The organism is Aquimarina mytili (assembly GCF_016735115.1).
GTDB classification, from domain to species: domain Bacteria; phylum Bacteroidota; class Bacteroidia; order Flavobacteriales; family Flavobacteriaceae; genus Aquimarina; species Aquimarina mytili.
This window is the reverse complement of record NZ_JAERQJ010000003.1, coordinates 618,294-641,213: the sequence shown is the minus strand read 5'-3', so window position 1 is coordinate 641,213 and position 22,920 is coordinate 618,294. Positions and strand designations below refer to the sequence as shown.

At 35.1% G+C, this 22,920-nt stretch carries 15 protein-coding genes; all 15 read left to right on the top strand.

The window, feature by feature from the left end:
- The first annotated feature begins 31 nt into the window (after window positions 1-31).
- The 15 genes from JJQ60_RS10090 to JJQ60_RS10020 all read left to right on the top strand — a co-directional run bounded on the left by JJQ60_RS10090 (window position 32) and on the right by JJQ60_RS10020 (window position 22,893).
- The gene (locus JJQ60_RS10090) at window positions 32-1,285 is read left to right on the top strand and encodes a phage baseplate protein (RefSeq protein ID WP_201919263.1); all 1,254 of its coding nucleotides are present in this window, start codon (window positions 32-34) and stop codon (window positions 1,283-1,285) included.
- 52 nt (window positions 1,286-1,337) lie between these two features.
- On the top strand, window positions 1,338-3,752 hold the full coding sequence (locus JJQ60_RS10085; protein ID WP_201919261.1) for a hypothetical protein: 2,415 nt from the start codon (window positions 1,338-1,340) through the stop codon (window positions 3,750-3,752).
- Window positions 3,753-3,762: 10 nt separating this feature from the next.
- The gene (locus JJQ60_RS10080) at window positions 3,763-5,394 is read left to right on the top strand and encodes a contractile injection system tape measure protein (protein WP_201919259.1); all 1,632 of its coding nucleotides are present in this window, start codon (window positions 3,763-3,765) and stop codon (window positions 5,392-5,394) included.
- A 115-nt stretch (window positions 5,395-5,509) separates the two neighbouring features.
- Window positions 5,510-6,907: an ATP-binding protein gene (locus JJQ60_RS10075; protein WP_201919257.1), complete on the top strand. Its 1,398-nt coding sequence runs from the start codon at window positions 5,510-5,512 to the stop codon at window positions 6,905-6,907.
- An 18-nt stretch (window positions 6,908-6,925) separates the two neighbouring features.
- A complete protein-coding gene (locus JJQ60_RS10070) occupies window positions 6,926-8,911 on the top strand; it encodes a hypothetical protein (protein WP_201919255.1) in 1,986 nt (661 codons plus the stop codon).
- A gap of 161 nt (window positions 8,912-9,072) precedes the next feature.
- Complete coding sequence (locus tag JJQ60_RS10065; RefSeq protein ID WP_201919253.1) at window positions 9,073-11,496, top strand: eCIS core domain-containing protein; 2,424 nt, start codon at window positions 9,073-9,075, stop codon at window positions 11,494-11,496.
- Window positions 11,497-11,805: 309 nt separating this feature from the next.
- Entirely contained in the window at window positions 11,806-12,573 is a 768-nt protein-coding gene (locus JJQ60_RS10060; protein WP_201919251.1) for an N-acetylmuramoyl-L-alanine amidase, read from the top strand.
- A gap of 122 nt (window positions 12,574-12,695) precedes the next feature.
- The gene (locus JJQ60_RS10055) at window positions 12,696-13,361 is read left to right on the top strand and encodes a hypothetical protein (protein ID WP_201919249.1); all 666 of its coding nucleotides are present in this window, start codon (window positions 12,696-12,698) and stop codon (window positions 13,359-13,361) included.
- A gap of 7 nt (window positions 13,362-13,368) precedes the next feature.
- Complete coding sequence (locus JJQ60_RS10050) at window positions 13,369-13,959, top strand: hypothetical protein (protein WP_201919247.1); 591 nt, start codon at window positions 13,369-13,371, stop codon at window positions 13,957-13,959.
- Between the two features lie 249 nt (window positions 13,960-14,208).
- On the top strand, window positions 14,209-15,963 hold the full coding sequence (locus tag JJQ60_RS10045) for a tetratricopeptide repeat protein (protein WP_201919245.1): 1,755 nt from the start codon (window positions 14,209-14,211) through the stop codon (window positions 15,961-15,963).
- A 197-nt stretch (window positions 15,964-16,160) separates the two neighbouring features.
- A complete protein-coding gene (locus tag JJQ60_RS10040) occupies window positions 16,161-17,825 on the top strand; it encodes an alpha/beta fold hydrolase (protein WP_201919242.1) in 1,665 nt (554 codons plus the stop codon).
- A 739-nt stretch (window positions 17,826-18,564) separates the two neighbouring features.
- Window positions 18,565-19,254: a response regulator transcription factor gene (locus JJQ60_RS10035; RefSeq protein WP_201919240.1), complete on the top strand. Its 690-nt coding sequence runs from the start codon at window positions 18,565-18,567 to the stop codon at window positions 19,252-19,254.
- A 225-nt stretch (window positions 19,255-19,479) separates the two neighbouring features.
- Window positions 19,480-20,115, top strand: a complete 636-nt coding sequence (locus tag JJQ60_RS10030) for a DUF4255 domain-containing protein (RefSeq protein ID WP_201919238.1) — start codon at window positions 19,480-19,482, stop codon at window positions 20,113-20,115.
- A gap of 1 nt (window position 20,116) precedes the next feature.
- The gene (locus JJQ60_RS10025) at window positions 20,117-21,457 is read left to right on the top strand and encodes a hypothetical protein (RefSeq protein WP_201919236.1); all 1,341 of its coding nucleotides are present in this window, start codon (window positions 20,117-20,119) and stop codon (window positions 21,455-21,457) included.
- A 26-nt stretch (window positions 21,458-21,483) separates the two neighbouring features.
- The gene (locus tag JJQ60_RS10020) at window positions 21,484-22,893 is read left to right on the top strand and encodes a phage tail sheath family protein (RefSeq protein WP_201919234.1); all 1,410 of its coding nucleotides are present in this window, start codon (window positions 21,484-21,486) and stop codon (window positions 22,891-22,893) included.
- The last annotated feature ends 27 nt before the right edge of the window (window positions 22,894-22,920 follow it).

The following is a 22,920-nucleotide window of genomic DNA, read 5'->3' as shown; positions in this document are numbered from 1 at the left end:
CCTGGGAAAGGCATTCCAAAAAAGAAATAATATGGACATTAATAAACGAAACAGAACAGAACTTAAAGAATTTTTTAACGAAGGGGACAAACCTACCGAAAAGCAGTTTGGAGAATTGATCGATGCTAACATCAATCAGATGGAAGACGGGATTGCAAAAGTGCCAGGAAACCCGTTAGCAATCATGGCCGAAGGCGATACTGCTGGCTCACAAGAATTATTGCATTTATATACAGACTTTAAACAAGATAATCCCAATTGGTCGGTAAATATGCATCCAAGAATAAACCCGGATGAACCAACTACGGCAATTCCAGGATTAAATATCAAAGATGCAGCGGGTAAAAGCCGACTATTTATACAATCCAATAAAGGAAATGTAGGAGTGGGTACAATAGAGCCTGATTCCAAATTGACTATTGAAGGAGATAACGATACCTCATTAGTATCGGTAATTGATGCTACCCAGGAGCGTGCCAAAATCTTTGAAGTATCCCAAGAAGAGGGAAATGGTTTGGTTGCTGTTCGTAATGGAAAAGCAAATGAATCCGTACAAATAAAAGGAGATACTATTTCTTTTGAAGACGCGAAAGATAGTTCAAATATAAAATCTGCTAAAATTGCATCAGAAGAAGGTACGCTCAAAATTTACGGAAAGTCATCCGATAAGGAGGCTACCCAACGCACCCTCGAAATTGTAGCAGATGAAATGACCGTTACAGGAAATATTGCAATGAACAATTTGTCGGCCAGCCCTAGTTTACAGGACGGGGGAGAGGCGAGTGACCGTAAAATCCCTTCACAAAGAGCAGTAAAAACCTATGTGGATACACGATTGCCACAAGGACTGATTTCTATGTGGTCAGGAAATGAGATTCCCACAGGATGGGCATTGTGTGATGGAACAAACGGAACACCCGACCTGAGAGGAAGGTTTATCGTTGGATTAAACGAAAATAACAATGATTATAACAAAATTGGAAATACTGGAGGATCTGAAAAGGTGCAATTAAAAGTTCAGGAAATACCAGCTCATAATCACACAGGAAATACATCAGAAATTGCAGATCATACACATAATATTTCTCATCCAGCTTCAGGAAATGATAGTGGTAATGGTCTTAAAACAATTACGATGGATGGAGAGACACATGGAGCTTTAAATACCAAGACCAAACCAGCTGGTAAGCACAAGCATTCTTTTACCACGAATCAAACCGGAGGTAATCAATCTCATGAAAACCGTCCTCCTTATTTCGTACTCGCATATATCATGAAACTATAATATCCCTTTGATGTAGATCATATAGAAAACAGCAATAAAAAATAGCATACCAATGTCAACACCAGTTACCATACCTAAAGAAGTACCTCAGAACTCCGCTTTGAGTTATGATTTTTTACGATCAGAGGGGATCAAAACTATCCAACAGCTAGCGGGAGATAGCTGGACCGATCATAACACACATGATCCAGGGATCACCATTCTGGAGCAATTGTGCTATACGATTACCGATTTGGCATACCGATTGGATTATGATATTCAGGATTTATTGGGGAATAATCTTGAGGCATACAACGAGATGTATAGTCCGGCGACCATTCTAACCAATAGCGCCATTACCTGGTCAGATCTAAGAAAAGTAGTTATTGATATCAAAGGAGTTAAAAATGCCTGGATAGAAAAAGTGATACCTGAAGATGACACTGTGCTAACTCCCAAAGGACTCTATAAAGTAATTGTTGAAAAGGATGATTTGGTAGAAGCAACAAGTAATTTGAGGCAAATAGTGAAACAACGTCTATTAGCCTGCCGAAGTTTATGTGAAGATTTTGAAGAAATCGATGTGTTTGATAAGCAAAAAATTCAAATTGGAGGTACGATAGAAGTTTCGGCTCAAAGCGATGATATTTCTAGGTTAGTTGCCGATCTTTTGTTTAAGATACAAAGCTACCTTTCTCCTGCAATTCGTTTTTATACCCTGCAAGAGTTATTACATAAGAACAAACGTATTGACGAGATTTTTGACGGTCCAGTACTCGAACACGGTTTTATCGATGATGATGAATTAGCAAAACATGATAGAAAATTAGAGATCCATGCTTCAGATTTGATTAAGGAGATGATGGATGTCAAAGGAGTTGTAACCGTTCAGGAATTATTGATTCAATCGGGAGTTTCAGATGGGAAAAACTGGGTGTTTTATCTGGACAATACCAAAACACCTACCCTGGATGTTAAAGCAACCTTGCAAAATCTTCAATTTAGAATACAAGGGCTAACCATTACGATCAATACAGAGCAAGTACTTCATCACTATAATAATAAGTTGACAAGCCTGATCACCAAAAGAGTACTTAGGCCAACTGAAAAAGATAGATTGATCTCTATAGGTAAAGACAGAAATATTGCTACATATTACAGCTTACAAAATCAATTTCCGGTTAATTATGGTATTGGTGAATCGGGATTACCAGATTCCACAAATGATTTAAGAAAAGCTCAAACCAAACAATTGATTGCCTATCTTACCTTATTTGACCAACTGTTGGCCAATAATTTTGCGCAGGTATCGAACTTTCATAAGTTGGTGGCATTTGGCGATAATAACAATACTACTTATGCAACGCAATCTTTAGTAGACATTGTTCCGGGGCTGCAAGATATATTGGTAAGCAAAGAACAATATGAAACTTATTTGAATACCTCAAATAGCTTAATGCAAGAGGATCTACAACGCAAAAACAAGTTTTTAAATCATTTATTAGCACGTTTCGGAGAGACCTTTAGTACAGCTGCTCTGGGAGAACATCAGGAAGGAAACCAGATAGCTAACAATGCTCAAAAGTTAATCGAGGATAAGAAACGTTTTTTACAACAATATCCAGAGATTAGTGCATATAGAGGTAAAGGATTTGATTATGGTAAATCGTATACCAAAGATGAAAATTGCTCTGGACTAGAAAAGAGAATTGCACTAAAGCTTGGCATTGAAGATACAGAACAATTTTTGATGGTAGAGCATTTGCTGTTACGACCACAATCTCAAGATAAACATAGTTTAGAAACTTATTATCAACAAGGGGAGATTACCGGTCTTGAAGTTGTGGATACGCAAACGAATACAAAGTGCATGGTGACCCAACATAATTTGGTGGTAGGAGAACAAATACGAATCGTACAAAATGAAACTTATGCCGGAATTTATACGGTTCAACATGTAAATGAAGAAAGCTTTGAAATTGATACACCATTTCGGACAGAAGGAATAAATAATACGGCCAATTGGCAACGTATACAGCCAGATGTACGACATCATCTTTTTTCAGAGCCTATTACTTTGTTTGAAGCATCACCCAATACAGGACATACAATATGTACAGCAGTTCATGAACTACAAGCCGGCGATACCATAACAATAGTAGGAGCTCATGAATATGATGGAATCCATACAGTAACCAATACTACAGCGTCAGGGTTCGAAATCGGCGTAGCTTTTGATCAGGAATATACATCCGGGCGATATATGCGATCAGAAGAGAAGGATCTGTATTCGTTGCAACTGAGTTTTGTGTTTCCCAAGGGAAAAGGGAGATACAAGGATCCGGTATTTCAAAATTTTGTAGAAAACACCGTAAGAGAAGAAACACCTGTACACCTGATGCCTTATATACACTGGTTTGATGATCAGGAAATGGAAGATTTTACGATAGCGCACAAAGATTTTATGGCAAGTAAGCAACAACAGTAATTGTAGCATAATGGGTAGTAATGCACATATCATCAATAAGCAGATCATAGAAGTAGTATTGTCTGATAGGACCACTGCTTTTGAATCACAACAAAGGATCGGTCAATTGTATTCCAAACAGTTAATCTCCATCCTGAATGATGTGTTGGATATACATTTTGACAATGATGATCATATGCATTATCAACTGGATTCCTTAACTATAGATTTGGGATTAGTAACATTGGATGCTTTACCAGAAGTTTTTGCCAAAGAATTAGATGTGGTATTGAAGTCCTCTCAAACAACAAACCAGTTGACCATCACATCTAATGCAAATGAAACAGAACAAGGTGTGATCGAAGAAAGAACACCGCTTAGAGTATTGGGGTATTATTTGATTACTGGAAGATTGCCATGGTGGTTCAACGCTCAGAAAAAATCCTACCTTTTTGAGCAATGGGAGTTACTTATGAAACATCCAACATACGAGTTTAAAACACTGCTGTCGCAATTACATCACAATAAGACACATTTAGATCGATATCTGCATACGTTTTCTGAAGAGCAAGTGTTTAAATCTGCTGAATGGATCACAGGTTTATCACACAATGAACTCTATAGGATTAGAAATAAGGTAAAATATGAGGTGCGTAAAAGAAACAAAAAAGAGATACTCTCATTTTGGAAAACTGATTTTCTACGTGTTTTGTTTCGTCCTAAGAGAGAACAGACAGCAAACTCCGAAGTATATTATCTTGAAGAGACGCTAAAAATTTTAGGGATTGCTTCTCATAATAATACCGAAGTACCAAAATATAAAGTATCGAAAGACATTCAATCTTTATTGATAAAGTATAAGCACCTAGCAAATAAGCATGGATTCTTGAAAAGTATTACGACACAATTGAATAAATTGATACAAACTTCGGCCATCAATGAAGTACCAGTTCATTTGCTTACCCAGCTAACCGTTTTATTAGAAAAAGTACTACTAGAGATAAGCGCTACCGAATTCTATTTTAATAAGGATTTTGTGACTTCAGAAATGTTCACTTCGTTAGTCACAAACTTGAACACCATTGAAAAAATAGTACAACAAGTCAAACCTAAAGATACACCCTTGGACATTACGAGATTACAATCACAGTTTGACGAAACTGATTTTATCACCATAGAAAATGCAGGATTGGTACTGCTTTGGCCCTTTTTGCCCAGGTTTTTTAAAAACCTAAAGCTTTTAGAAGATAAAGATTTTATAGATGAATCGTCGATGCATAAAGCGGTTTGTGCCCTGCAGTATCTTTGTAACCCTCACGAATCCGAACTTTTTGAAGGACAATTACCCTTAGCAAAACTATTATGTGGAGTACCTCTGGAAGAACCCGTGCCCATCATTTTGTTAACCGATGAAGAAAAAGAAATTGCACACGGTTTACTACAAGCTGTGATGCAACAAGGACCACATTGGAAGAATCTATCTGTACTAGGTTTCAGAACATCTTATTTGTGTAGACAGGCTTCCCTTCGTTCACGTGATGACCATTGGTTGTTGCAAGTACAAAAAGAAACATACGATATCACCCTACAAAAATTACTGTGGAGTATTCAGGCAGTAAAATTGCCATGGATGGAGCGGGCGTTGATGGTAGAGTGGCTATAAAAGTTTAGGTCTTAGGTGTGGGGTATGAGTTGTTAGATGTGAGGAAAAAATACAAGAGAAAAATCTCATTTGAGAATATATATAATAATGAAGATCAAATAAATGAAAAAAATATATGGACACTATGATATTAGAGAATAAGCAAGATCTTAAAATTGAAAAAGTAATACACTCCCAACAAAATGCTGAGGTATTAACGGCGGAACTTTCTTGGCTAAGTTTGATCATTCAAACACGTTTGGAGCTCTATTTCCAACAAGAAACCTCATATCAGTCGATTTATGAGTTAACACCACCAGAAGTTGCAGATAAAGAAGGTAGCTATGCCAGCTTTATACAACAACACAAACTCAACTTTGAAGAGCGACTGCTCCTTATTCTGGCACTGGTTCCTCATATCAAGCCCGAAGTTTTGGATATCCTATTGACCAAAAATAAGGACTACGATCGCCGTTACAGCGAGTTTGGTGGACTTTTACTAGAAGGTCATTTAGGATTAGTACCTACTGCAGAAACAGCCATATTTTTATTAGCAGGAGAAAATCTTAATAAACGTTTACAATATCACACGTTACTTACCGAAAACTTTATAGCCATCCGAAAAGGGATGATCAGCGTATCTCAAACCAAAGGAAACAGTCCTTTATTAAGCAGTATATGGATGATTGCTAATGAATATGTAGCCTCCATACTAACAGGCACACCCTATCAAGCAGTATATAGCCCTGATTTTCCTGCGCAGCAGTTGCATACTAAGCTATCGTGGCAAGATCTCATCGTCTCTAGGTCTACAGCACGTAGCTTGCAGGAAATCAGGGATTGGGTTACCCATGGGCAAACGGTTTTAGAAACGTTAGAACTGGGCAAACGATTAAAACCAGGCTATAAAAGTTTGTTTTATGGTCCACCAGGTACAGGTAAAAGCATGGCAGCAGCTTTACTGGGCAAAAGTACTGGTAAGCAGGTGTATAAGATTGACTTAAGTATGACAGTGTCCAAATACATTGGTGAAACCGAAAAAAATCTCGCCAAAGTATTTGATCAGGCACAGCAACACGATTGGATTTTGTTTTTTGATGAAGCTGACTCTTTGTTTGGGCAACGAACCCAGGTAAGCAGCGCCAATGACCGCTATGGGAATCAGGAAATAGGATATCTATTACAACGTATCGAAGATTTTCCTGGGGTTGTCATCCTTGCCTCTAATCTAAAAGATAATATAGACGATGCCTTTACGCGTAGATTTCAATCGATGATCGAATTTAAAATGCCGGGCGTAGAAGAACGCCATCAACTTTGGAAACAATCTTTTGCTAAGAAATTACCACTGGATACCAAAGCTGATCTCTGGCATATTGCCGAATACTATGAGATCTCAGGAGGATTGATGATGAATGTGATACGTAAATGTACGTTGCAAGCAGTAACCAATGAAGAAGCGACCATTACTCAAAACAGCCTGGAAACTGCCATAAGGCAAGAGTTGCAGAAGGAAGGCATATTGTTGAATTAGTATAAAAGCATTGTTTAAATGAAGGCACAAGCAGATACAATCCAAGAATCACAAAAAGAAATCGTACAGCGTGTACGACAAGAAACTGGTTCTGGGGGCGAAGCTACGATAGTCGACAATCGACCAACTAGGGTCATACAACAGAAGCTAAAATCTGCCATGAGTGAACCTAAAAAACCGATACAACTAAAACCTTCGGGTGCTACCAAATTTCAGAAAATAGCATTCCAAATGGGGAACCAATATGGTGTAGATACTTCTGCTTTAAAAGCAACTCATAATTCTTCATTTCCAGCTAAACTGAATGCAGAAGCAACCATACAAGGAAACAATATTCATTTTGCCCCTGGTATGGATACTGATTACAATATGCGACATGAAGTGGCTCATGCAATTGATAATACAATACACGGCACGCCCAAAGGAAATCGGGTGGTGAATGGAAAAAAAGTAGACACCACTCGTGAAAAGGTAGTCGATCGGATGGCAAAAGGTTCTAAGACACAACTTGGAACAAAAAAGAATGCTGGGTTAACAAAAAGAGTGGATATGTTTGGAGGAGGTATTCAGCGACAGGAAATAAGCAAACCACAAAACAAGGAAAAAAATGATCCAGTAAAAAAGTCATTGGAATCTCCTAACAATAGTGTGTATCAACTACATGTATATGAAAAAAAATCCTTCTTCTTTAAAAGAAATGAAAGAAGAATAGAAAGCTATGATAGATTAGTTGACTTGTTGGATATTGAATTAGATAATGTAAGTGATCATTGGCGTCGTGATATAGCAGCTACATTATGGGATAAATTTAATGCGTCAACAAGCGATCACATTACATTGAAGGATATCAAGAATGAAATTAGTCTTCAGAAAAAAGGAGCAAAAGAAGCCTTTAGTTTTTTTTCAAAAGGATTCTACTTTAAAAGTGGCAATCGAAAAAATGAAAGGCTTAAAAATCAGGAGAATTATGACAATAGGGATGTAAAAGAATATGGGTGGCTTGATGAAGCGGGTAAAGCAATCGAAGAAAAGTTGATGGGAATGAAAGAGGATCTGAGGGTTGACTTTTATTACAACGAGCAGGCAGAAAATGCAATAAACAATGCAAATGCCTTAGTATCAAGGAAGATACTAGGACAGGGAGGAAAGACTCATGATAATGATAAGAAGCTAAAAAATCATGATTATGTCTTTGGGTATTTAGCTCATGTAAATACGCCAATGACACCAAAACGTTATATGTTTCCAAACCAAGCAGCGATAGATAGGTGGAAAAGACACAATGACTATGATAAAAAAGATTTTTTGAATATGGTAGCAAGTGGCACTATTACAGGAGCAGCTGCTGGCAATCCGGATTTAGCTGTGGATTATAGTCTTATGCAAGGGGGGCGCAGACGTCGAAGGGACTTTATGAGCCACATGAGTGCACCAGGTACTTTATTACAAGCAGGGGACTTACTAGATGAGGATAAAACTGAATATAAAGCCAGGATAAAAAAGAATACAACCCCAGGAAAAATTGTCGGAGCACAGGAGGGTAGAAATCGTGCGAAATTGAAGGAATATAAGGAATTAACAAGAGCAGAGGGTATTCTAAAAGATTTGATAGAACATATAAAGATAAAATGGTGGCAATCCTTAGAACATTACAAAGGGAATGACGCAGATTATGAAAAAAAAGATAAGATAGAAACTGATATAGTGAATTTGTTAGGATTAGACGGTGAAGATTTTATTGCATACCTCACTAAAAATGTTGTTCGTGTACAAGTATTGTATCCCAGGAGGGATTATTTAGCTTCTCATACCATAGAAAGTATTGAAGAATATTATGACTTTGAAGAGTATAACGATTATGTTCAACGAGGTAATATATATAAAAAAATGGTTAAGAAAGACGATACTGATGAGCTACAAGATGACTGGGAAATATTGACAGAAACATCCGAGAAGGAAGACATGAATAACTTTAAAGAAGAGATAAAACAATACAAAGGTTAAGACAGTGGTTTTCTTTCTTTAATGAAAAATATGACAAACCTTTACATGCCTTCTTCGATACAAGATAGTAAGAAATAGTTAGAAGTAAATTATTGAAATTCAATGGCTTTTGAAGCATATATGAACATACTCGATTACTAATTTATAGATGTAATGAAAATATGAAAACATCAGTAGAAAAAATCCAGGAAACAAAAAAAGATACTGTACAACGTGTGCAGCAAGAACCTAGTACAGGGGGTGAAGCTGCTATTGCAGATTATCGCCCTCGGACAGCAGTACAGTGTAAACTGAGGTCTGTAATAGGTGGTGCGAATGATGCGGGAAACCCTATTCAAAGAAGGGGACATAATACTGGTTTACCAGATACTTTAAAGTCTGGCATCGAAAACCTTTCCGGTTATAGTATGGATGATGTAAAAGTGCACTATAATTCTAACAAACCAAACCAATTACAAGCACATGCTTATGCCCAAGGTACAGATATCCATCTGGCACCAGGACAAGAAAAACATTTACCCCATGAAGCCTGGCATGTAGTACAGCAAAAGCAAGGACGGGTGGAGCCTACTAGGCAATTTAAAAGCAACATAAATATTAATGATGACGCAGGTTTAGAAAAAGAAGCAGATGTAATGGGGAAAATGGCGTTACAAAGGAAAAGTTTTCGATCTTCTGATATTCGGCTTAGAAACAATGGCAATGCACCAACAGCTGTGACCCAATTAAGAGAAAGGCCAATACTAGCAAATGAAAGAGACTTGCTAGATGACACCGAGCAGATATTAAACGGCAATCAGCGAGCCAATATGGATGCTAATTTGATCGATACAACTTATGATAATTTGACAGATAATCTATTGTTAGATATTAACTTAATGTATGAAGAAGAGCTACAAAGAGAAATCGAACATGATTCACACTTTTTGAAGGCAATCAAGAAGGTGGTGAATTTGATTCATCATAGGTTGGATATAGGCTCTGTAAGTGGGCTAAAAGACAAGGAAGAGGATACAACAGATTTTAGAGAACATCGAATAGGATATGTTTTAGGTTGGTTAAATGCTATGTACGGTAGAAGTGATATTGATATTCCTATGCTAGAGACAAATAATTGGAATCATGCGAATTTGGGGAATTTAATAGCAAACACTGAAGAAAATAATCGAAAAGCACGAGGTTATGTAAAGCTTGCTAAAATGCTAACGACTCAGTTACCTTATTTTGGTGGATCTGTTGAATATAAAGAAAATAGAAAAGAGTCTTTAGAATATTGGATTTATCACATGAGTACGCTTACGAAGGATCCGGATCGTTCTTATGCCGTTGGAGAAACAGGGGCAAAATTACCAAAACCCCTTAAAGATTATCGAACCCACGGTGGAGCAGAAGGCCTTGTGCCATATCATAATGAGCGCAATCTAGGTACCGGGGTGGCTGAAGCTGATTGGAATGAATTGCCAACTAATTTACAAAATCTAATTTTAGTTCGATATAATCAATTCATCGCAAATCTACCCCCAACTGGATCAAGGAGAGTCGCGTATAATGCACTGCTTAATGTTAATGTTAATAATGTTAATATTAATAATATTAATAATAATAATATAGATCAGTTTTGGAATGCGCTTAACGAGGATCAAAAAAAGTCTCTTTATGGAGATATGTTACAAATCCCTTGGTCAACAGCACATTTACATGCTAATTTGCGAGGTCATCATCATTTCGAACAAGATCGAAATACTCAAAATGATACCGCTGGTTATATGAGAAAACATCCTGGTATGACTACACCAGGATTACAGAATGTTGTAGGGGTTAGAGGAAATATTCTCGAAACACCCCAGCTAGCAGCGGCACGTTATCGAAGAGATTTGGAAGCGTTGGGAAATAGAATAGGTAAAGCTCCATTATTTTTAAAGAATAATCTCCCAGCTTTTTTAGCTAGCCCGGATTACGCTAAAGCTTTCCCGGAAATTCCTAACACATGGTCTAATTATTTCTTTACTAATGTGAATGGTCTAACGCAAAACTTTCAAGAAAAACATCAAAATTGGTTTAATGATGCCAAACAAAATAAAAAACCTATCATTGGAGGAATTAGTGGTCATACACTTGGCTACTTAAATCTTTATGAAGAGGCATTAGGAGCGGCATTAAGAGGTACTAATCGCATACAATATTTCTTAGATAACAATGTCAACCTGGCCTCGATGGAAGATTTAAGGGCGTGTATGCTTGCCGGATTGGTTGGAGACAAACGCCATCACAGCTATGATGAAGTAATGACTGCCAGCCATGGAATGCCAACGCATCAAAATCAAAATCCAACACTACAATATAACCATCGCGATAGTTATAGAGATGTGACAGAATCAACTAATAATCATATTAGAGAAAGTGCGGAGAAAGCGCAACGTAATACTGCGACCAGATTGAAGGATCCTAATACAGTTTTCAACTCAATAATTCAAAATAGGGAAGATTTAAATGAAGGTCAATTGACTACAAGGTTAATATCACATATTATTGAAGATCATTTGGATGGTACAAGAAGAGATGAAATTGACCGTTTATTACGTTGAGTTCCAGCCCAGCTCTCCGAAGTTTGCAACTTCGGAGTTATTCTCAAGATGATTAGTGCTATTTCCATGATGTAATTTGTAACTACAGTGCATAACTATTTAAATCGAATGCAAAATTGTGACAAAGTTTTGAGATAATCATAGGTCGCACCCTTGCACCACCTAAAATATCGAACGGTTGATGCTAAATATGACTTCTTTATGTAGAAGGTAGTGTCGTAAAATTTCTTGTATTTGGCGCATATCTGATAGTCAAAACAACTACTTCAAGATACTTTTGACTTAGTAAGAACATTTAATAAAAATCCTATGAAAGCCACGAGTATCGCCAAACACGAGAAAACCTTTTTTGAAACGGGAAGGGACTCAGATGGAAAAGAATTTAATTTAACAGAAATGACTGTGCCAATTAAAGGGACTAATGAGGTAATGCCCTATATAAATTGTAGACCCAAAAACGGAGATGCTTCTTTTTATTATCAGGAGAAAAATTCAAAAACACAAATTGTATTACATTATACTGCTGGTTACATAAAAGGGGATGTGGCTGCATTGTCCAGACCCAACAATCATGTATCAACTCCGTTTATCATCGCTAGAAATGGTCATATACTTAACTTGTGGTCTTCTGCCTTTTGGTCATATCATCTTGGATCTGGAGCTATAGGTGGCAATACCAGCGGTAGTAAACGAACCATTGCTATAGAGCTTTCTAATATTGGTTTTTTAAAACGAATAGATAACAAATTGGTTACTGTGTATAGTGATACCGATGTGTATTGTGATATAAGAGAAAAACAGTTTTATACAAAACTAGAGTCGCCGTATCGAGGAGAAGTATACTATGCCAAATTTACAAGACGACAATATCATAGTTTGCAACTGTTACTTCGTTACTTAACTACTGAATATGATATTCCAGCTACATTTTTGCCAGAAGATAAACGATATGGAGTTGTTGCAGAAGAGGAGCTGGTTAATTTTAGAGGGATTACTTCTCATGTAAATTATCGATCTTCTGGTAAATGGGATATTGGTCCGGCCTTTGATTGGGATCGTATTAGTAATGCCTTGTAGTATCCTCGATCATCGTCGGAAAATTACCTGAATTTGCCGTATTTGTAATAGTATGTAGAGAGTGATTCTCCATACTTTTGAATCAAAGTAATCCCTATATAATTCATTAAAACTCCCTAAAAATGAAACAAATACAAGTAACACGGTTGTTTATATTAGTGCTGTTCTGTAGTTGTGCTAGCTATGGTCCTAAAACTAATGAACTCTCGTTGGTCTTATCCAATACACAACAAACCTTGAGCATACTTCAGGAAAAAGTTGAGAATACCAATGACGTCAAACTAAAAGAGGCCTACACTAAGCTGAATCAAAAAAGTGTCGAACTGTTCCCGGTTTTAGAAAAATGTAATGATAAATATGCACTAAGTCCAGAATATGTGTCTACCCTAAAGGAAGCAGAGAATGTGCTACGTCGTTTAACAAAAAATGATGCCGATATAACTAATAAGACCAATGTGCTTCAGGCCATACATCAGGATTATGATGCAAAATTGCAAACCATTAATAATACCTCAAAAAATGATGCAACCACAAAAATTAAAGTAATCGTAAATTCAAATGAAGAAGAAGGATTTTTTGTTTTCGGAAAATTGTCCTACGAACAAGGACAGGATATTAAAAGATTTCGGTTTAACCAACCTACTCAGAATGCTGTTCAAGATTTTGTACCTGGGTATTATCTATTTTGGTTAGAAAAAGAAGGCCGAGTAGGATCACCAGAATTACATCTCATTTTGAGTAGTAGTGGCGAAGAAGAAAAGACATTGGTATTACAAACCCCAAAATAACGGTATCATGTTAGTATCAAAACTAAAAGAAGTCTGGAAAGAAATTACATTGCTAAGCACCTGGATTGCTTCTGTAGCAGGAGCTTTTATTATCCCATTACCGTCCTGGCATGCCTCAGATGATAATACCTCTTTTTTAATGAAATTTGGAGTATTTATAGCAACAGCACTGGCAGGTTTTTTAATTTTATACTCATTAAAAAATAAAATGATCCGAGTATGGATGAGGTTATCCGTTAATTTTATTTTGATTTTAGTAGGAACCTATGCAGCATATCATTTTACTAGAGAAGCCAAAACATTACCCTATCTAGAAAAAGATATTGTAATCGGGAATGAATTTATAGACACCAATCCTTTTGAAGCCTTCGAAGCTTCTCACGGATTTTTGCCAGCGCGAAATGAACAAATGATGATTTTATTAGGAGATCCAGAGAAAGCCTGGACCAAAGAAAGTATTATGACTAATAGAGTGCAGCTTATGGTATTACTCTTTTTATGTTATTTGTTTTCTGCGGGCTTTATCATTTCTTTTTGCAATCTTATGATTTTATATAAAGAAAAATATACAATAAAAGTTGAAGAAAAAAATAACTAGATATATTAAAATAATAAAGATTAGTATCGTATTATAAATAGAGGTATTACAAGGTGTTTAATTGTGAGTTGAAGTTGTATGGCTTGTAAAAAAAATATACATTTTTGATAAATTAATAGTGGATTTATTAACATCTTTTTAAAACCTTTTCATTAATAGAGGTTTTAACAATTCTTACAGTTAAGATTAGAAAAATGATAAGTAGTTTTGCCAGAATCTAAACTATTTTTTCCTGTAACCCTGATTTTAATGAGTTTTTTTGAGGTTCTGTTACGTGTATCCAAACATGATTTAATTGGTAAAAAGTTAATCGTTTCTATTATTTTAGGATTCTCGTTTTGCACTAATATTTCATTTGCTACACAGAAATCCGAAAAGATTGATAGTTTACGAAATAAGGTACAGAACTATGCTTCTGAAGATACTATAAAGGTTAATCTTCTCAATAATATTGGATATGAATATTGGATAGTAGATGCCAATAAATCCATACTTTTTGGCTCACAAGCGCTACAGTTATCTGAAAAATTATCATATCCAAAAGGAATAGCAAGAGCTAATCGAGTAGTAGGTGTAGCCTATTGGGCGCAAGGTAATCTTACACAAGCATTACTGTTCTTAAATAATTCTTACAAAGCCTATCATCGTATACAGGATAAAAAAGGTATAGCCAATACCACGCTTAATATAGGAATGGTATATGCGGATCTTAAAGAGTATAAAAAAGCGCAACAATATTATGAACAAGCTATTAATGGATTTACTGCATTAGGTTTAAAAAGTAGAATAGCTACTACTTTTACCAAAATAGGAACAATGTTGGTAGAACAACATAAAAATGAGGAAGCACTAAAGTATTTGACTGATGCTCTAAAAATGCATAGTGATAACAACTTTACTTATGGTATAGCTGAAGCACATAACAAACTGGGAATTTTATATTTAAATAAAAACGAAATAGAACAAGCCTATTACCATATAAAAAGATCCAAAGAATTGGGGAGCAAAGTGAGTGATATCGATGGGTTAACTAATAATCTTATTATTCACGGTAAAATTCTAAGGCTATCTGGCAAATTCGAAAGGGCAGTAAAGGAGATTAGTAAAGGCCTAAAGCTAGCCAAAGAAAATAACCTTAAGAAATATGAACTGTTTGCTTATGAGGAATTAAAAGAGCTCAAAAAACAACAATCTAAACCTGAAGAGGCTTATTATTTTTATGATAAATATATAGTGCTCAGAGACTCTCTTTTCAATTTAGAAAAATCCAAGCAAATCGCTTATATAGAATTTGCGAATGAACTGGAAGAAAAAGATAAAGAACTGGTATCCTTTAAAGCACAAGAGAAAAAAGATGATATTATCCAACTTATTTTGGTTCTTAGCGTAATTATCATATCTATTAGTGGTTGTTTTATTTATATAATTTCCAGAGAACAGGCTAAGAAAAGTAATCAATTAGCTATAAAAACAAGAGAACTTTTAGAATCGGCTCACGCACTGACACAAAAAGAATTGGAAAACTCTGAGTTAAAACAAAAAGAATTAAAGCAAAAATTAGACTTTAAAAATAAAGAACTTAGTTCCTACACTTTAAATTTTATAAAGAAAAATGAAATCGTACAAAACATAGAACATACGATACAGCAAATCAAAAAGTCTCCTTCTTTAGAAAAAACAAAACTGATTGCTGATCTTAATAAAATTGTACGAAAAAATATAAGTATTGATAGGGACTGGGAAGATTTTAGGCGATTTTTTGAAGATGCTCATCAGGGATTTTATGCCCAATTGAAATCAAAGCATCCAGACCTTAGTACTAATGATCTAAAAATATGCTCACTCATACGACTTAATCTTAATGTTAAAGAAATGGCTGGAATTTTAGGGATCTCTCCCGATAGTGCAAGAACGGCTAGATATCGTCTTCGTAAAAAACTAAAATTATCTCCGGAACAAGAAATATTTTCCTACTTGGTTCACCTGGAGCAAGCAAAAGAGTAGCTATAATTATTTATTGACAAGGCAAAAACAGATAGAATTTAAAATATTGATAATCAATATTTTGCGCATTACTTGTCTACATATTGTATATCGGATTTTAACATTTTGCAACAGCTGGTATACACTTTGTAGGCATCGTTTTTATGGTCTTGGATTTGTTATTCTCTAGTTTTATAAATGCTTTTAAAACCTACGATATGACAAAACCAAAGACAACATATGCAAAGAGTGGAGATATTAATATAGCTTATCAAGTATTTGGTTCAGGGCCTATAGACTTGGTGTATATTCCAGGGTGGGTGTCTAATATTGATTTGATGTGGTCATGTCCAGAGCTGGTCAATTTCTTTGAAGAGCTAGGAAAGTTTGCCAGAGTTATTCTTTTCGACAAAAGAGGAACTGGTTTATCAGATAGAGTGGTAGAATTTGCCACACTCGAAGAACGTATGGAAGATATCACTGCTGTAATGGATGCTGCAGGATCTGAAAAAGCAATACTATTTGGACACTCTGAAGGAGGTAGTGTTTCTGCATTGTTCAGTGCTACATATCCCGACCGAGTGATTTCATTAATTGCTTTTGGAATCTTTGCAAAACGAAGATATTCTAAAGAGTACCCTTGGGCTCCGACAGACGAAGAGCGCCAGGAAGTGTATGATATGATAGCGAATGATTGGGGAAGTGGAGCTATGAATCTGGAATCTTTAGCACCCTCAAAAGCACAGGATAAGGTATTTATGGAATGGTTGGCGAATTACTTTCGCTCCGGAGCAAGTCCAAGAGCGGCGATGATATTAACCAAAATGAATACACAAGTAGATATCATCAATATTTTAGGTTCCATAAAAGTACCTACATTACTGTTACAAAGAGTGGATGATATCGATGTAAAGATCGAAGAAGGGAGGTTTATTGCAGATCGTATACCAGATTCGATATTAATAGAACTTGAAGGGAATGATCATTTATTCTGGGCAGGTGATACTCAGGAAGTTTTAGAAGAGATAAAATCATTTGTAGATACAATAGAAATCGCTTCTGAACCTGTTTATGAAAGAAAGCTTTATACTTTTATGATAGGACATTTAAAAGCGGCAGAAGCATACCAATATACTATTCGAAACTTAGTAAAGAAATTTGCAAATAAGTATAAAGGTACTTTGGTTATTGATACAAGAAACACCTTTACGATTACTTTTGAAGGACCAAGTAAAGCAGTATATTGTAGTACAGAACTTGTAGAGGTCGTTCAAAGTTTTAATGCCCAAATTTCGATTGGTATTGATATCAAAGAATGTTCTGTAGTAGATTGTATTTGTGAAGAAACAGAAGATTTTGCAGCGTTAGTAACAAACCAATCCATTCCTAATCAAATTATACTCACACAAACAGTAAAAAATTTAGTAATTGGTGTAGATATTGACTTTACACCTAACAAAACAGTATTTAAAACAGAATTAGGAACCTCGATGCTTCTGTTTACTGCGACTAAAAAAGTGAAGCAAGAAACTACAGTCCCTAATATATCCCAAATTAAAGACCCCCATCAAGGCTCTTTTTTACAGCAGGTAATTCAAAACATAAATAACCATCTTAGCAATGATTATTATGGAGTAACTATGCTTTGTAGAGAGATAGGAGTGAGTGAGCGACAATTACAAAGGAAACTAAAAGCAATTACTAATAAATCCCCAAATCAATTAATTTCTTCAATCCGTTTACATAAGGCAAAAGAGCTAATAATGAGTAATCAAAGTACAATTTCCGAAATTGCTTTTCAAACGGGATTTTCGAGTCCTTCATATTTCTCTAAATGCTTTAAAAAAGAATTCGCTATAAGTCCTTCCGATCTTGTAAACTAAAACTTTTGAATCAGTACTTATTTGTTGACTTAATAGCATTGAAGGTATATTTGTTTTCTATTGTAGAAGGTTTTTAATGTATTCTTCGTTAATCATCTCTTTTCTTTGAAGGCTCACGAAAAAACAGTTTTCTTTTTGGGCGAGATTTTCATTTAGGGTCAGTTTGAGATACTTTTAGATTAAAAACACGCATATAATGGTAGTCCTGAGTTAGCTTTAACTTTTACTATTAAATCCCCCTTATTTTTGAGGGGTAATCCCCCCTTTTTGGCAGGGTTTTTTTCTGCTTTTTTGATATGTAATTCGTTTATTTTGACTTTTTTTAAACTTAATTCCTGTCTGATTTCGATATTGAAATTTAGTTTTAGCGCGGTCAGATATTTACTGATATTACACAAAAGGAATTTTCCTTTTTTTGATGGGTTGTATAATGAAATTTCATGTTTGCTTTATCTCTTACTCTTCTAAGCCTTTTCCTAATAAGGCCTTTGGATGGTTGAACATGTTTTTAGAATAAATTTTAGTTATAAAGAGCGTTATGTTTTTGTGAATTTAACACAAAATAAATGTGGTTTTTTAAGTTGTCTATCTTTTTGTAAAACAAAGCATTACTTGAATAAAAATTGTAAGAAAAAGTAGGGGAATATGTACATAAGATATTTGTGTTTAAAAAAATAAATCTCCAACTTTATGTAATTAAAGCCACTTAATTTTTTCACACAAAACAAACAATGCTCTTATGAATCCTGACCACAATTTTTACGTAGCTCATTGTGTAGATGAGCCTATTTTTTCTACAGAAATTTCTAAAATATTCAATACTTGTAATGATTCAAAAAATTTGATGATTGGCATTTATCTGATCGAAGATGACAGGTTTTTATATTGCAATAAAATATTCGAAAAGTTAATAGGGTTTGATGCTCATAATCTCGTCAAAAATGGATGGCAATTTTGGTTTTCTTTAATTGTTCCTCATGAAGTCTCAGACATAAAAAACAAAATATTTAGTTTTTTTACTACTCCATTAGTAAGAGATATAATTACGCTTCAATACCATATCAATAATATAAATGGGAAACAGGTTTATATAAGACACGAGATTCTAATTTATAAATTGAAAAATAGAATGTTCGCTCTTAATTACTTTTTTGATATTTCGGAAAAGGAAGAAATAGAGCGATGTGTTAAAAATAATGGAGGACATAGAGGAAGAAATTTTTTAAAAAATCAACTTGCGTGTATCTCTTCCAGAGAAGAAGAAGTGCTCAAACTAATTGCGGATGGATTTTCGTCTAAGGAAATTGCCGAAAAACTTTTTATAAGTAATCATACTGCAATCTCACACCGTAAACACCTCATACAAAAGTTTCGAGTAAAAAACACTGCACAGCTCATAAAGAAAGCATCAAAGGTACTTGAGCTATAAATCATAATGTTTTGTTAACTAATTGTTAATTAAGTATTTGGGTGTAAAATCCCCATTTTTGGGGATTCATTTACCTATTTTTTTTTTGACCTTAGACTCGTCGAATGTAAACATAATATAGAGTTAATAATTAGCATTAATAACTCCAGAGTTTCCTTTTGCTCTGAAGCAACTTGATTTGCTACCCCACAAATCAATCATAAGTTTTGAATTTAATATTTATCTATGATTGGGCTAGCACTAAAATTATTAAGAGACGAATTAAGTAATTATATTTTTCAAAATAAAACACCCGATGATTCTATCACTGAGGATGATATTATTTTGCACAATATTGCCTTAATGGAAAGCGACAGCCAGGCCGATCTCAATAATAAAATTGTTATTACCCTAGTTAATACCGAAGAAGAAAGTACCCTCAAAAACAGCAGCAATATTTTTAGAACTCCTAAGAATGTAAAATATGTAGAACCTCCTGTTTTTTTAAATCTCTATATTCTCATATCTACTACGCTCGGACAAGATCTTCAAGATGCATATGAGTTTGCATTGGGTAGATTATCTCTGGTGATTCAATTTTTTCAAGCTAAAAAAAGCTTTACGGTCAAAAATTCTCCCTTTACAACCATATCCGGAAACAATAATATTTCTCAAGAAAATAAAGAAGAACTCAAACTTAATGTAGAACTCTATACACTAACATTTGAGCAAATCAATCACCTGTGGGGATCTTTAGGAGGGAAACAAGTACCATTTGCAATGTATAAGGTTAGACTAGTTAGTATTAAAGAGAACTCTGGTCAAGAGGTACCATTAATAGAAGAATTGGTTAATAATGAAAATGTAACAAACGCGAATTAGTATGGGGGAGGCGATCATATTTAAAAGATTATTTGAAGTTCAAATACTACACGACTATTTTCTTACTACAGTTGATGGCGAATCCTTCTTTGATAAAAATAAAGCGGATAAAGAGAGTCTAATATTAAGAAAGTTACAAAATCGATTATATGATATAAGGGATCTCTTTGAAATTGAGGCAGTAGGAACTACAAAATCAATCTTAAACAATTACAAATTGATCGTAGCAAAAACAGCTTTAGGGTTTATTGTGGGTACCGAAGTAGTTGTTGAAAATCAAGCTGGAGTAACGCTGTATAAACCCAGATTTGAATTTAGCAACGATACACACCTTACATTTTCGATAAAACCTTCAGCTTCTTTCTTTAACAGTATTAGTAATATAAGTTTGAGACCACCTCTTCCTTCAATCTATTACTTTACCAATAAAGATAAAGAAGTATTTGATGAAGCACCTTTTCTGTATACATCTCTTCCGATTTCAAATGAAGTAAATATTCATCAAGATGGAGTATTGTATGAAATGGGTGCATTGGCAGATTTTGGAGGCACAATTCGAGAAGCAGTACAATATACAGATGGTAATGACCCAGCGCATTGGGTGGATATAACAGATAAGCGCTTTGTAAGTGATGCCGATAGAGCGCTGTTACCTCATAATTTTAGTTATACATTCAAAAAAGAACAAAACATTACTCAAGTAGAGTTTGTATTAGAAGACGAAAATAATAATGAACTAAAAACAATAAGTAAGAGCGGTCTAGATACTCTTGATCGTGTACATTTAAATTTCACAAAAGTTGATGAAAACAACGCAAATTCTGATGATATCCCTGATGGGCAGTATTCACTAAAAGTAAAAGCAAATGCAGGCCCAGAAATTGTGTATCAAATTTATTTGAACAATGATATTTATGATAAAAATTATTTTGCAATCGTAGATATTCGTTTCGATGAACTGGATTCTCCATACAGTCTCTTAGATAATAAAAATTATCTTAAAACCAGAATTGATGCTTTAGACGAAAAAGTTACACATCCCATTTTTGAAATAAGACTCAAAAATAGAAGAACCTACTGGAGATATAATAGAGAAGGAGGCTTTAGCGAAGACGACGTTAATGCAACGAATACATTTCTAAAACCAGAACCAGAACTTCCACTTGTACCAGAAAAATTAATCTCGCTAGACCCAAAAGGTCTAACAGAGACTTTGGTGCCTTTTATTAACGGAACAACATTGATGTTGCCACACCCTAGAATGCCATCCATCAAAATAGAGAAAGAACGAATTTTCTCAGAGATCTTTATTAATCAATCTAATAGATTATTGAATAATTAAATGGAACTTTTTATAAAAATGATATTATGAATTACAAAACACCAGGAGTTTATATAGAAGAAATTCCGAAACTTCCGCCGTCGATTGCTCAAGTAGAAACTGCAATTCCTGCTTTTATAGGGTACACAGAGAAAGCCGTGGATGAAAGAGGTAATGAATTGTTGAATGAGCCGAAAAGAATTAGCTCTATGTTAGAATATGAACGCTTTTTCGGAAAAGCCGTTCCTGAAGAAAACCTATCAGTACTTATTAAAGAAACACTAGGGGCTCCGGCAGATGTGCAAGCATCAATAGGAGATAAAGCAAATTACATAATGAATTATGCTTTAGAAATGTTTTTTGCCAATGGCGGTGGTCCGTGTTGGATTGTTTCTGTTGGAGATTACACAACAGGTATTGTTAGTTTTGCAGACCTTAAAACAGGATTAGATGCTACAGAAAAAGTAGATGAAATCACTTTATACGTATACCCTGATGCCCAGGGGCTGGATAATTTTTCAGACTTCTACAATCTTTTTGGAGAATCCATGGATATGTGTCAAGAACTTAAGGATCGCTTCACAGTAATGGATATTTGGTTAGATCCCACACAACCGGATTTATTAGCAAATATCGATACCATGCGTAATAACACTTCACCAGAAGAAGATACAATCAAATATGGAGCGACTTATTTTCCAAACGTCGAAACCATACTAGATTATTATTATGGGGGCGAAGGCGAAGGCGATGCAAGGGTTACCATTGTACATGAAGGAGGTGATGGGTCGCTAGCAGGTACACTAGAAGAACTAAAAACCAAAAATAACGCCATGTATTTCCAAGCACAAAATGCGTTAAGAACATTGCCCATGGAAATGCCTCCATCTCCTGGAGTAGTTGGTCAATATGCCAGTGTAGATAACTCAAGAGGAGTATGGAAAGCACCAGCCAATGTAAACATGGATTATGTAATCAAACCAGTAATGAAAATTACGGATAAACAACAAGAAAGTTTAAATGTAGATGTAAATGCTGGTAAATCGGTGAACGTAATACGCTCTTTTGTTGGTAGAGGAAATGCCATTATTTGGGGAGCGAGAACTATGGCAGGAAACAGTAATGAATGGCGATACATTTCGGTTAGAAGATTTTTCAATATGGTAGAAGAATCTGTGAAAAAATCATCAATACAATTTGTTTTTGAACCTAATGACCTTAATACCTGGGTACGTGTAAAATCTATGATTGATAATTTCTTAGTACAACAATGGAAAGCAGGTGCTTTGATGGGAACTACTCCCGAGCAAGCTTTTTATGTAAAAGTTGGACTTAATGAGACCATGGATGAAGTAGATATTTGGGAAGGTAGAATGATAGTAGAGATCGGAATGGCTGTAGTAAGACCTGCAGAATTTATCATCCTGAGATTTAGCCATAAAATGCTATCAGAATAGTATTAATAAACGATAAATAACTTTAAA